This window comes from Paracoccus angustae (assembly GCF_042648745.1).
In the GTDB taxonomy this organism is placed as follows: Bacteria; Pseudomonadota; Alphaproteobacteria; order Rhodobacterales; family Rhodobacteraceae; genus Paracoccus; species Paracoccus angustae.
On sequence record NZ_JBHRXY010000060.1, the window covers coordinates 1 to 11,978 of the forward strand.

At 62.4% G+C, this 11,978-nt stretch carries 12 protein-coding genes and 1 tRNA gene; 8 read left to right on the plus strand and 5 right to left on the minus strand.

Annotated elements, in window-relative coordinates; all coding sequences use genetic code 11:
- Nucleotides 1–168: 168 nt before the first annotated feature.
- The 3 genes from ACFOM8_RS21665 to ACFOM8_RS21675 form a co-directional block, all read right to left on the minus strand.
- Complete coding sequence (locus tag ACFOM8_RS21665) at nucleotides 169–330, minus strand: hypothetical protein (RefSeq protein ID WP_377764466.1); 162 nt, start codon at nucleotides 328–330, stop codon at nucleotides 169–171.
- Between the two features lie 187 nt (nucleotides 331–517).
- Nucleotides 518–2,935 carry an endopeptidase La gene (gene lon, locus ACFOM8_RS21670; protein ID WP_377764467.1) on the minus strand — a complete coding sequence of 806 codons (2,418 nt, stop codon included), beginning with the start codon at nucleotides 2,933–2,935 and terminating at the stop codon, nucleotides 518–520.
- 131 nt (nucleotides 2,936–3,066) lie between these two features.
- Nucleotides 3,067–4,410, minus strand: coding sequence for an ATP-binding protein (locus tag ACFOM8_RS21675; protein ID WP_377764468.1), 1,344 nt, complete (start codon nucleotides 4,408–4,410; stop codon nucleotides 3,067–3,069).
- Nucleotides 4,411–4,444: 34 nt separating this feature from the next.
- Between ACFOM8_RS21675 and ACFOM8_RS21680 the strand changes: the two genes are divergently transcribed.
- The 6 genes from ACFOM8_RS21680 to ACFOM8_RS21705 all read left to right on the plus strand — a co-directional run bounded on the left by ACFOM8_RS21680 (nucleotide 4,445) and on the right by ACFOM8_RS21705 (nucleotide 8,608).
- Nucleotides 4,445–5,305, plus strand: a complete 861-nt coding sequence (locus tag ACFOM8_RS21680; protein ID WP_377764469.1) for an MBL fold metallo-hydrolase — start codon at nucleotides 4,445–4,447, stop codon at nucleotides 5,303–5,305.
- Between the two features lie 60 nt (nucleotides 5,306–5,365).
- Nucleotides 5,366–5,440, plus strand: a tRNA-Asn gene (locus tag ACFOM8_RS21685).
- 283 nt (nucleotides 5,441–5,723) lie between these two features.
- Entirely contained in the window at nucleotides 5,724–6,917 is a 1,194-nt protein-coding gene (locus ACFOM8_RS21690; protein WP_377764470.1) for a site-specific integrase, read from the plus strand.
- A 143-nt stretch (nucleotides 6,918–7,060) separates the two neighbouring features.
- Nucleotides 7,061–8,191: an AAA family ATPase gene (locus ACFOM8_RS21695; RefSeq protein ID WP_377764471.1), complete on the plus strand. Its 1,131-nt coding sequence runs from the start codon at nucleotides 7,061–7,063 to the stop codon at nucleotides 8,189–8,191.
- Nucleotides 8,169–8,297, plus strand: a complete 129-nt coding sequence (locus ACFOM8_RS21700; RefSeq protein WP_377764472.1) for a hypothetical protein — start codon at nucleotides 8,169–8,171, stop codon at nucleotides 8,295–8,297. The genes ACFOM8_RS21695 and ACFOM8_RS21700 overlap by 23 nt, the downstream gene beginning before the upstream one ends.
- A gap of 11 nt (nucleotides 8,298–8,308) precedes the next feature.
- The gene (locus tag ACFOM8_RS21705) at nucleotides 8,309–8,608 is read left to right on the plus strand and encodes a hypothetical protein (RefSeq protein ID WP_377764473.1); all 300 of its coding nucleotides are present in this window, start codon (nucleotides 8,309–8,311) and stop codon (nucleotides 8,606–8,608) included.
- A gap of 156 nt (nucleotides 8,609–8,764) precedes the next feature.
- On the opposite strand, the gene ACFOM8_RS21710 is transcribed toward ACFOM8_RS21705, so the two are convergent.
- Nucleotides 8,765–9,448 (minus strand): hypothetical protein, encoded by a 684-nt coding sequence (locus tag ACFOM8_RS21710; protein ID WP_377764474.1) that lies wholly within the window; start codon nucleotides 9,446–9,448, stop codon nucleotides 8,765–8,767.
- Nucleotides 9,449–9,673: 225 nt separating this feature from the next.
- On the opposite strand from ACFOM8_RS21710, the gene ACFOM8_RS21715 reads away from it, so the two are divergent.
- On the plus strand, nucleotides 9,674–10,936 hold the full coding sequence (locus tag ACFOM8_RS21715; protein WP_377764475.1) for a hypothetical protein: 1,263 nt from the start codon (nucleotides 9,674–9,676) through the stop codon (nucleotides 10,934–10,936).
- Complete coding sequence (locus ACFOM8_RS21720) at nucleotides 10,936–11,475, plus strand: hypothetical protein (protein ID WP_377764476.1); 540 nt, start codon at nucleotides 10,936–10,938, stop codon at nucleotides 11,473–11,475. The genes ACFOM8_RS21715 and ACFOM8_RS21720 overlap by 1 nt, the downstream gene beginning before the upstream one ends.
- Nucleotide 11,476: 1 nt before the next feature.
- Here the strand turns inward: ACFOM8_RS21720 and ACFOM8_RS21725 are convergent, their stop codons facing one another.
- Nucleotides 11,477–11,899 (minus strand): terminase gpA endonuclease subunit, encoded by a 423-nt coding sequence (locus ACFOM8_RS21725; protein WP_377764477.1) that lies wholly within the window; start codon nucleotides 11,897–11,899, stop codon nucleotides 11,477–11,479.
- Nucleotides 11,900–11,978 lie beyond the last annotated feature (79 nt).

Consider the following 11,978-nt stretch of genomic DNA (forward strand, 5'->3'; position numbering starts at 1 on the left):
TTGCAGCCCGATACGACCGGTGCCCGGAAACGTTCTTCTCTGCGATCATGCTCGCCGCAACCGTCTTGTTCTGGCCGTGAAAAGCAATGAGCCTAGGCCCCAGAGCGATGAACCCGATCGCGCAGGGTCTGCCGATCCATGCCGCGGGCCTCCGCCGTTGTTCTGCGATCATTCGCCATTGTCGCTCGGACCAATGGCGCGACATGGCTCATCATCCAGAACAAGAGCAATCGCCAGCATCCGCCGCGCCGCCTTTGCATCCTTTGTGCAAGCCGCCGCCGCCCGAAGTTCGCTTGCCGACATATCCGTGCGGGTGATCTCAACCGCCATCAAAGCCTCCATCCCCCGAAGCCCATGATCCAGAGTTTCAGGTCGAAGAAAATCCCGAGCGAGTCAGAGATCAAGGCGATTGGTACAACTCGCCCGAAAGCGGCAGGTGCGTTGTGCAGCTTGACGTGTTCGGGCAGGCGGTATGCCAGCCAAAAGAAAAGGGCCGGCTGAACCGGCCCCTTCTGCTTCAATGTGCGACGGCGCTTCCAGCCGACCGTTCGTCCCGGGAGGCCGCCGCCCGGGCGGCTTCGGCCGCTTCCTCGGCGGCCTCGTCCCATTCGACCGGCTCGGGCTGGCGCACCAGGGCGTGCTTCAGGACTTCGCGGACATGGTTGACCGGGATGATCGTCAGGCCTTCCTTGACGTTGGCCGGGATGTCGGCCAGATCCTTCTCGTTGTCGGCCGGGATCAGCACGGTCTTGATGCCGCCCCGCAAGGCCGCCAGCAGCTTTTCCTTCAGCCCGCCGATCGCCATCGCATTGCCGCGCAAGGACACCTCGCCGGTCATGGCGATGTCCTTGCGGACCGGGATCTGCGTCAGGACCGACACGATGGAGGTCACCATCGCCAGACCGGCCGAAGGGCCGTCCTTGGGCGTGGCGCCATCGGGAACGTGGACGTGAATATCAAGCGTATCGAACTTCGGCGGCTTGATCCCGATCTGGGGCGCGATCGACCGGACATAGCTCGACGCCGCGTCGATCGATTCCTTCATCACGTCGCCCAGCTTCCCGGTTGTCTTCATCCGGCCCTTGCCCGGCAGCTTCAGCGCCTCGATCTGGAGAAGGTCGCCCCCGACCGAGGTCCACGCCAAGCCCGTCACGACGCCGACCTGATCCTCCTTCTCGGCCAGACCGTAACGGTGACGCCGCACGCCCAGGTATTCCTCGGCCTTGGCCGCATCGACCGTCACGGACTTGACCTGACCCTTGAGGATCTCGGTCACGGCCTTGCGCGCCAGCTTGGCGATCTCACGCTCCAGCGAGCGCACCCCGGCTTCGCGCGTGTAGTAGCGGATCACATGGGTCAGCGCCTCGTCCGTCACCTCGAACTCGTTCTTGCGAAGGCCGTTCGCCGCGATCTGCTTGGGCAGCAGGTGCTGGCGCGCGATCTCGCGCTTTTCATCCTCGGTGTAGCCGGACAGGCTGATGATCTCCATCCGGTCCAGAAGCGGTCCCGGCATGTTGTAGCTGTTGGCCGTGGTCACGAACATCACGTTCGACAGGTCGTATTCCACTTCGAGATAATGGTCCACGAAGGTCGCGTTCTGTTCGGGATCCAGCACCTCCAGCATGGCGCTCGCCGGATCGCCCCGGAAATCCTGGCCCATCTTGTCGATCTCGTCCAGCAGGATCAGCGGGTTGGTCGTCTTGGCCTTTTTCAGGGCCTGGATGATCTTGCCCGGCATCGAGCCGATATAGGTCCGGCGGTGGCCGCGGATCTCGGATTCGTCACGCACGCCGCCCAGCGAGATGCGGATGAACTCGCGTCCCGTGGCCTTGGCCACGCTGCGCCCGAGCGAGGTCTTGCCGACGCCCGGGGGGCCGACGAGGCACAGGATCGGGCCTTTCAGCTTCTGGCTGCGGGTCTGCACGGCCAGGTACTCGACGATGCGTTCCTTGACCTTTTCCAGGCCGTAGTGATCGGCGTCCAGCACCTTTTCGGCAGCGGCCAGGTCCTTGCGGGTGCGCGACTTCACGCCCCAGGGCAGGGACAGCAGCCAGTCGAGATAGTTGCGCGACACGGTCGCCTCGGCCGACATCGGCGACATCGACTTCAGCTTCTTCAGCTCGGCTTCCGCCTTGTCGCGGGCCTCCTTGCTGAACTTGGTCTTGGCGATCTTTTCCTCGAGTTCGGCGATCTCGTTCTGGCCGTCCTCGCCGTCGCCCAGTTCCTTCTGAATGGCCTTCATCTGCTCATTCAGATAGTACTCGCGCTGCGTCTTCTCCATCTGGGTCTTGACGCGCGACTTGATCTTCTTTTCGACCTGCAAGACGGACATTTCGCCCTGCATGTGGGAATACACCTTTTCCAGGCGCTCGGCCACGTCCAGCGTGTCCAGCAGATCCTGCTTGCGGTCCAGCGCGATGCCCATGTGGCCCGCAACAAGGTCGGCCAGCTTGCCGGGCTCCTTCGCTTCGGCCACGGCGGTCACGACTTCCTCGGGGATGTTCTTGCGGACCTTGACGTAACGCTCGAACTCCTCGGCCACGGTGCGGACCAGGGCGGTCACGGTGGCGGGGTCGCCCGGCGTTTCGGCCATGACGATGGCGGTGGCCTCGAAGTGATCGGCGTTGGGCACGAAATCCGTGATCTGCACACGCTCGCGCCCCTCGACCAGCACCTTGACGGTGCCGTCGGGCAGCTTCAGCAGTTGCAGCACGTTGGCCAGCACGCCGGCGCGGTAGATGCCGTCCTCCGTCGGCTCATCGACCGAGGCGTCCTTTTGCGCGGCCAAAAGGATCGGGCTGTCCGATTCCATGACCGCTTCCAGCGCGCGAACCGATTTTTCGCGACCCACGAACAGCGGAACGATCATGTGGGGAAAGACCACGATGTCGCGCAAAGGCAGCACCGGATAGGTCGAAGCAGCGAATTCGTTCATTATGCGTTCCTTTCTGCCCGAAGCCGTGGCCCCGTCTTGGCGACACACGGCCCCTGCGTTCCGACAATCTAGGGAGGTGTCCCGCCGCATTCAATATGACGCAAAAAATGCCCGGCATTTCCGCCGCCATCCTATCGCGGAATGACGATTTCCGCCCTGAGTCCGCCCAACCGCCGGCCCCGGCCAAGCCGCAGCTGTCCGCCATGGGCCCGCGCCACGTCCGCGGCGATGGCCAGGCCCAGGCCCGCGCCGCCGCCATCGTTGCGGTTGCGCGACGGATCCAGCCGGGTAAAGGGCCGCATCGCCGCGTCCAGGCTGTCGTCGGGGATGCCGGGGCCGTCGTCCTCGATGCCGATGCGCAGGCTGCGCGGACCCAGGGTGGCGTCCAGTTCGGCGCGGGTGCCGTGGCGCGCGGCATTGCCCAGCAGGTTTTCCAGCGCACGGCGCAGCATGTCGCGGCGAAAGGTCGCCCGGCCGTTCGTATCGCCCTCCAGTCGGCGCAGCGTGACCTGCTGGCCCGCCCGCCGCGCATCGGCCACGACGCTGTCCACGAAATCCGACACGGGCGTCGGCTCGGGCGGGCTGTCCTGCGCCTCGTCCCGGGCATAGTCCAGAAAGGCGTCGACCATGCGGCTCATTTCGGCGATGTCGGCTTCCATCGCGCGCAGCTCCTCGTTGTCGGGGGCCATGTCGGGCGACATCATCGACAGTCCGAGGCGCAGGCGGGTCAGCGGCGTGCGCAGGTCGTGGCTGATGCCCGACAGCATCATCTTGCGCTGTTCGTTCTGACGCTCCAGCCGGTTGCGCATGTCCAGAAAGGCCGCCCCCGCGCTGCGCACCTCGGTGGCGCCGGACGGTCGATAGGGCACGATCCGGCCCTTGCCGTATTCCTCGGCCGCCTCGGCCAGGCGCCGGATCGGGCGCATCTGGTTGCGCAGGAAGATCGTGGCGATCCCCGTCATCAGGAACGAGGTGAAGACCATCAACACCAGCAACTGATGCGGGTTCGAGGCGCTGACCCTGCGCCGGTCGAAGGACAGGGCATAGGGTCCGGCGGGTCCGTCGATGGTCACGATCACCCGCTTGTCGTCGCGCGCCAGGTCGATGGCGCGGATGGCGGGCAGGTGGCTGCGCAGTTCCTCGATCACCACGCGGCCCGAAAAGTCATAGAACAGCCGCTGGTCGCCCTGGACGCCGGTTTCGGGCGCGCCGATGCTGATGCCAAGGGGCACGGCGATTTCGCGGCCCGCGTCGCGCTGGCCGCCCGCGCGCTCGATCCGAGCGGCGACAAAGGCCAGCTCCTGGGCCATGCTGGCGGTCATCTGCCGGGTCACGTCCTCGAAATGGCGTTGCAGGAACATGACGCTGACCACCAGCGTGACGACCACCACCGGCAGGAACAGGATCAGCGCCGCCCGGCCGTAAAGCCCGCGCGGGAAAAAGCCCTTGAGCCAGCCTTCCGTCTGGTTCGCCATGGAAACCCCTGCCTGTCGTGCTAAGGCTAACGGCATGAACGGACCGACGAAAGACCTGCTGCGCATCCTGGCCCCGAATCCCTCGCCGCTGACGGGGCCGGGAACCAACACCTTTCTGCTGGGCCGCGAGCAGGTCGCGGTGATCGACCCCGGCCCGGACGATCCCGGCCATCTGGCGGCCATCCGGGAGGCGGGGCGGGGGCGGATCAGCCATATCCTGGTGACCCATGCGCATCGGGACCACAGCGCCGGGGCACCCGCCCTGGCGCGGATGACGGGCGCGCCCGTGCTGGCCTTCGGCGATGCCCTGGCCGGTCGGTCGCCCCTGATGCGGCGTCTTGCCGGCGGCGCCACCGGCGGGGGCGAGGGGCTGGACCTTTCCTTTGCCCCCGACATCGCCTTGCGCGACGGCGACGTGGTCGAGGGTTCGGACTGGCGCCTGACCGCGCTGCACACCCCAGGCCATTCCGGCGGGCACCTGGCCTTTCTGTGGGGAGAGCGGATCTTCTGCGGCGACGTGGTGATGGGCTGGTCGTCCACCATCATCTCGCCCCCGGACGGCGACCTGGCGGATTACCTGCGCACGCTGGACCGTCTGGCGCAGATCGGCCCCGGCCGCCTGCTGCCCGCCCACGGCGACCCGATCGCGGATCCGCCGGGGCGACTGGCGGAACTGGCCGCCCATCGCCGCCAGCGCACCGCGCAAATCCTGGCCGCCCTGCGCGACGGCCCGGCGGACGCGGGGACGCTTGCCCGGCGCATCTACGACGTGCCGCCCGCCCTTCTGCCCGCCGCGGCCCGCAACGTCCTGGCCCATCTTCTGGCCCTGACGGAGCTGGGCGCCGTGGCGCCGTCGGGCGATCTGCACCCGGACGCGGAATTTCTGATTTTGTGAAAAAAACGTCACGCTTCCCTCTGGACGCCCCCGGACGGCATTGCTATACGGCCCCCGTGTTCCGGCGTAGCTCAGCGGTAGAGCAGTTGACTGTTAATCAATTGGTCGTAGGTTCGATCCCTACCGCCGGAGCCAAGATTTAATTTTTTGCTACGATTTCAGAAGGGTAGTCCCAAGACAGGGTGACACCCAGGTTGAGAATCGCGCGATGTCACCCCGGTGACATGGCGGGGCCGTCCAAGCAAGGACGCTGCCCATGGCTATCGCAACCCATCTGATCCGCCGAGGACGGTAGTACTCCTGGAGACGAAAGTCCGGGGGGGTCATCGTCCAAATCGCACTCGGCACATCGTGCCCGCGAGCCGCCCGCCGGATTGCCGTCCTTATGACTGCAGCTTCGGAAAGGGTATGGGATCAGATGATCAACCAACAAATCACGCTAGAGCAAGCCATTGCGGTGATCAGAGGGTCCTTGTCGGACAGTGGTCTCCTGGCGGCCGTTGTCGGACAGCCCACGCCCGCGCCTGTTCGGGAAGAGCAGGAAGCGCCTGCTGGTGTCGATCCCTCGATCCGCGCTGTCGCTGACCGGCTCGTGGCAGTCCAGCTCAGGACCGGAGCGGCCAACGCGGATACGTGCGCGGCACTTCAGAAATGCGCGGATTTGATCGCGGAGGCGACGGGCGTTACCGATATTCGGGAGATGAGACAGCACCATGTCGTCGCCCTTTGCGCGATGCTCGACCGCCTGCCGCCGTCCTATCGCAAGAGCGCGTCCGAGCGCGAGATGACCCTGGAGCAGATCGCGGCCAAGGCCGAGGCAGAAGGTCGGTCCGATGGCTTAGCCGTGGGGACCGTGAACCGGATCCTCACCAATTTCTCCATGCTGGTGAAGCGCGCCGATGATGAAGGCCTGCAAATCCACCCGAAGCTGAAGCCGACTTCCCTCCGGCGGAAGAGGACGAAGAAGTCCAGGGCAGACCGCCTCGCGTTTACCCAGGATCACATCAAGTCCATCTTCCAATCCCCGGTCTGGCAGGGCTGCCAGAACGTTGCCCGCCGGCACCGGCCCGGCCCGAACATTATCAAGGACGGCCTGTTCTGGTTGCCGTTGGTAGCCGCTTACACCGGCGCCCGTCGCGAGGAGATTGCGGGCCTGGACACAAAAGACCTTCGGGAGGTGGACGGCATTTGGTGCCTCGACATCCGAGAGAATGAGCATAGAGGGGTGAAGACCGACGCATCGACGCGGCTTATTCCGGTTCATCCTCACCTTCTCGAGCTGGGCATCCTCGACCTCCGAAAGAATGATGGCCTGCTTTTTGACGACATGTATCGCAAGACTGCTGGGGGACCGTTGGGCGAATGTATCGCCTACAACTGGCGCAGGGTTCTTGAAGAGCGCCTGCCGTCATCTGACCTGCCGAAGAGGTGTTTCCATAGCTTCCGGCACAGCGTCATCGATCTTCTCGAAGGGATGGACGACGTGCGAGACCGGACGATCAAAGCCATCATCGGGCATACTCCCGACAGCATCACATCTAAGGTCTACGGGTCCGAGGCCACGCCAGCGGCCATGCTGAAGGCGATCGAACGGCTGCCCCGCGTTTTCTGATTGCCTCACGAATCACCGATGGCTATAATGGGCGCATGATCAACACCATGCGCCCTCTTTCTCGAATAGCGATATCGGCTTCATCAGCAAGCTGATCGGGTAGGCGCGTTCACGCCTTCCCGCTTTTCGGGAAGGGGTGACGAATGGGATCGACGAAGCGAACGCATGTGCTGCCGTTCCGCGCGCCGGAGCAGGCGATGAAGGCGGCCTCGATCCGGGACCGCCTGACCGCACATCTGGAACAACTGCGCGTCAAGCAGATCTCTTCCCGAGTTGGTGACGTATCGGACATGAGCCCGGCCGAGGCCCAGAAGGCCGTATACGATGAAATTCCGTTCGGCGATCTGATCACCCTGGACGACAAGAAGCGCCTCGCCCGAAGGGCGATGAAGCTTCATGCGGCTAGGACACGGGGCGTGCCTGATCTCGGCTGGATCAAGTCCGAGGAAGAGAGGGATCAGATCCTGGCCGCGTCCCGTGGCGTCGATCTGACCGGAATCGTCACGCCGGATGAGGCCGACGAGATCATCGCCAGTGTCCACTCGAAGATGCCCTGGATGAGCCGCGTCACCGTTCCCTTCATGAAGAGGATGCGCCAGCGCGCCAAGCGCGGCGAGGCTTTCCATGTCCAACCGACGCTACTCCTCGGACCCCCGGGCATTGGTAAGTCGACGATCTTTCACATGATCTCGCACCTATACGGTCTTCCGTCTGTGACTGTCGATGTAGGATCGTCGGGAGGCGGGATCTTCGCGGTGACCGGCGCCGAGAGGGGCTGGGGGTCGGGCCACGCCGGCGCCGTGGTCCGCGCTATTCTCGAGCAGCGGGTCGCGAACCCCCTCGTCATCATCGACGAGATCGACCGCGGCGGCCGCGATACGGCAACCGAGAAGGGCACCATTCTGCCCGGCATCCATGGCGCTCTACTCGGGATGATTGAGCCGGAAACGGCGGCGCGGTGGAGGTGCCCGTATTACGGCATCGAGTTCGATCTTCAGCATGTCAGCTGGGTCATGACCAGCAACACCCTCAATGGCCTCCCGTCTGCGCTTCTTTCGCGTGTCCAGATCATTCGTCTGGAGTCCTTCCGCAGTGCCGAAGTGGCAGACGTGACCCGCACCATGTCCTCCGGCCGCCTGGCTCCCGAGGTCGCGGACGCCCTAGCCGCGATGCTGTCGGATCACGCCGAACGACGGCCGGTCGATCTGCGGACAATCCGGCGCGCCATCGAGAAAGCGGAGGAGATGCAGCATGATGAAGACCCTCTTCACTGACAGGCTCCTGGTCGCCGCCGCCTTCGTCTGGGCCGAGGCCCCGGCCGTCGCCGACTGGCTGGATATCGTCACCAGTCTCTATTCCATCATCCCCAACCCCTTCTGAAAGGACTAAAAATGCTGAACCCGAAGCAACGCCTCCTGATCGTCGCCGCCCTGGTCGCACTGTCTGTTCTGGCCGGTTTCTTCTATGCGGCGACCGGCAACGGCGCTGGCGCCGACGGGTTTTCGCGCGCTGATCGCGAGGCGATTGACGGCTACAACGGCCTCGTCGAGTCCTGCAACGCGGGCAACGGCGGGTGCCGCGCGGCCGAGGCTCAGCGTGCGAAATTCAATTCTGAAGGCCTTTGCCGGGCGGTGAACGAAGAGCAAGACAAGGTCGCCTATGGCGGCTTCTACCGCTGCATGCCCCGCTAAAGGCCATTTGAGGTGTCTGGATACCCCACAAATCTGCCCTGAGAGCGCCTTCGTCGCCGATCGCACGTGTGATCGGTCATGAGGGCCGCGAGAGAGAGCGCCTGGAAATGCAAAAAGGCCCCCGTTTGAGGGGGCCTTTCTCGTTCTTCCCGGAAGTCAGCTTCTTGATCGCGCCGACTTCAAGGCAAGCTCAAGCTGCTCAGGGCTGATCGGAGAGCCATATACCGACGAGGTAGCATCCTCATCGTCTATGACCACAAGATCCGGATCGTCCATTTCGATGAAGGGAACCGCCTCGTCGATCTTGCTCGCAGCGATCATTTCCACCGCGCCGCCGGTCTTCCTGACGTGGACGCCGGCCAACGCATAGGTCACGTGCTCGATGTCTTTCTCGGCAAAAGGAGCGCAGCTTAGAAGACCATAGCTCAGCCCGGCGGCGTCAACTTCCACCGAGGACTCGTAGGAGTCTGAAGCGATAGGCGGAAACTCCTCGCCCGGCATGCACGGAATTTCATGCCTTGCCCTTCCGAACGACAGCATCACGGACGACGCGTCCTGATCGTATTCGAGAGACACGGTAGCAGCAGGCGGGATCTTGGCTGCCAGCGCGGACAGCGTATCGGCCGGAAGGCAGACGTCACCGGCACGGTGGACATGCTCGACTCCGACGCGGCGCCGCAGCGACACGCGGTCATCGACCGCCGTCATGGTCAGGCCAGCGGCGTCGGCTTCAAGAAGAGCATGGTGGTAGATCGGCGCGACCGCTGTTTTCCTTCCTGCGACCTTGGCGGCGGCGGTAGCCGCGGCGGCCAGGACCTTGGCGTTGATCTCGATATGCATCAGGCAATCCTTTGCGTGGGTTGATGCCCCATGATCGCCGATACGGCTGAAACCCCTGACCAGGCCGCCGGGGGTTTTGTTCAGAGGATTTTCCTTTACCTCATGAAATGAAAGGATTTTCGGTCTCTTGCGGTCAGACACAAGTTGTTCAAATATTCTGACGAGCCGTCGCAACGCGGCAAGATGCAGAAAATGTCCAGCAGGGACATCCGGTTAAGGACAGTCATGGTCGATCAAGCATTTGTCGCGCACGAAATACCTGAAGAAAAAGTTGATGAGCTGCTCGAGTCTGGAGATGTTGAAAAGTTCATCAAGCTGCTCCAGCCAGTCGAGAAGCCGATCCAGATATTCGCTGATGGTAAGACGGGCGCTCTTTACTGCGAATGCCATGTGACGGCTGAGAACTTGGTCAGTCAAACTACGCCCGACACACCCTTGGACCCTGAGGCATCTGCAGACTACCGGGCGAACCGTGATCTTGTGGAAGATCATGCCGCCTACGAGCAGATGCTTCTCGACGCGCGGTTAGGCAGGACCTTCAGCAACATCGTGTGCGAGTTCATCGCGGGGGATCCGAAGCCGCTGAAGGTCGTAGGTGGTCAGCACCGATTTGGTGCGATCCAGGATGCGTTCGATGAATGGACAGTCAACGGCATTCACGGCGTGAAAGTCTATTTCGCCTTGGATACTGAGCAGAGGCTTGACGTTCAGGTCATATCAAACACCAACATCGAGGTGTCCCGAGATCTTCTCGACCGCATGTTCGAAACGGTTTCCGGCGCCGAGTTGCGGACCTGGTGCCAGAAGGTCGGAATTCTAGGAGAGAAGGAAGACTTTGCTGACAAGCGGAAGCGGGGTGGCTCGATATCGGTCCGCCAAGCCCGCTCCTTCGTGATTAACTACTTCCTCGGCCAAGAGAAGATCGGCGAGACGTTCGATCAGACTGAGACAACACCCCAAGTCCCGAAGACCGGCGTCAGGACAGTTCCAGAATGGGAACAGATCAAAAAGCAGTATCCGGACTTATGGAATGATCCGGGTTTAGAAAGGGCCGGCCGGGAGTTTCAGGCCCTAGTGGACAAGCAGCGTCAGTCTTTCGGAAAGAACAGCACATCAAAGGTTAGCAACCCTGACTTCGCAGAGAAGGCCATGAACGACGCTATCTTGTCAGCGTGGGCGTTCGTGGCCGGCCTCCTTTCACAGAATCAGGTCCGGCTACAGAAGCACTTCGATCTGAAGGAAAAAGGCAAGCCGGACCCGCTGAGGGCTGCCCTGCTGGTAAAAGGAAAGCATATGACCGATCCCGAGCAATATCGGGGCTTGGGATACCGGACAGATCCCAAGGAAAGAGGCCGGTTTGTCGAGCTGTTTTGGATCCAGGCTGAAAAAGGATCTGGCTTCTCCGACAAGATGATTGCGGCGGCTATCGCTGCCTATCACGCCAAGGCTGCGATCTTGGACGCGAAGGCGAAGAAAGAAGCCATCTGATGGAGCCGATTATTGTCGACGCGAACCGGCGCTTCGAGTTTTCGAAAGCGTTGTTGGAGCGTGCGAGGACTGCTGGCGATCCAGATCTCGAGAAGTCGTTTGCAGAAATGGCTGTTGCGGCCGCTTTCTCCTGTCTCGAAGGCATGCTGACCCACATCTTCGAACATTTCATTGAGAGCAGGAATTTCGATGTTTTCGAACAGTCCATCATGCAGGAGAAGTCGGTTAAACTGATCCGGGGTCAGCCTTGCCTTGCTGAGCAAAGATTTCATTCGATCGACGACAGATTGATGTTCCTGTTCTGGAAATTCTCAGGGGTGCAGTTCGACAAGGGTAAAGCATGGTGGCCGCCTTTCGCTGGCGCCGTCGGTATTCGAAACGGAATAATGCATCCGAAAGAGGAGGCTAGAATTACTGCTCAAGATGCGGAGAAGTCCGTGTCAGCGATTGTAGATGCGCTGGACGATCTCATGCTGACCGTTTTCGGGAAGCGGTGGCCGAAAGCCAATAAAGGTCTGGTGCCCAGCTACGCGATTTAGATCAGCGACCCCAGATGCTGGTCCTGGGGGCGGATTTGCGGACCTTTGGCTTGGGGCGCGGGGCCGCGGGCCGGGGCTTGGGGGTAGGCGCCGGTGCCGGTCTGTCGCCCTGCTGTTCGGAAGAGAAGGGAATGCTCAGAGCCGGAGCGGGAAGCGCCGCAGAGAGGGTTCTCGACTTAACCCTGGCAGCAAGCCTCCGGGACCCCTCAAGAACCGCATATGCATATTTCCTGCAGTCAAAAGCCTCGTTCCTGGGCCGGACCTGTTTCCACTGGGTCACCGTTCTGCCCTGTTGATTAATAATGACTCGCTTTTCCGCCGTCATTTGGAGGTGCCATGACTCAGGCCGGTCCGCAGGGACGTGCATATAGAGAGGCCCCGGTTTTTCAGTAGCCATCATGTCGGCGATGCGGTCAGAGATCATCTGTAACCGCCCGATTCCCGCCCCAGTCTGACCGTAGTATGCTCAGTCCATGGAGATTGATCGGGACAAGATCGACGAG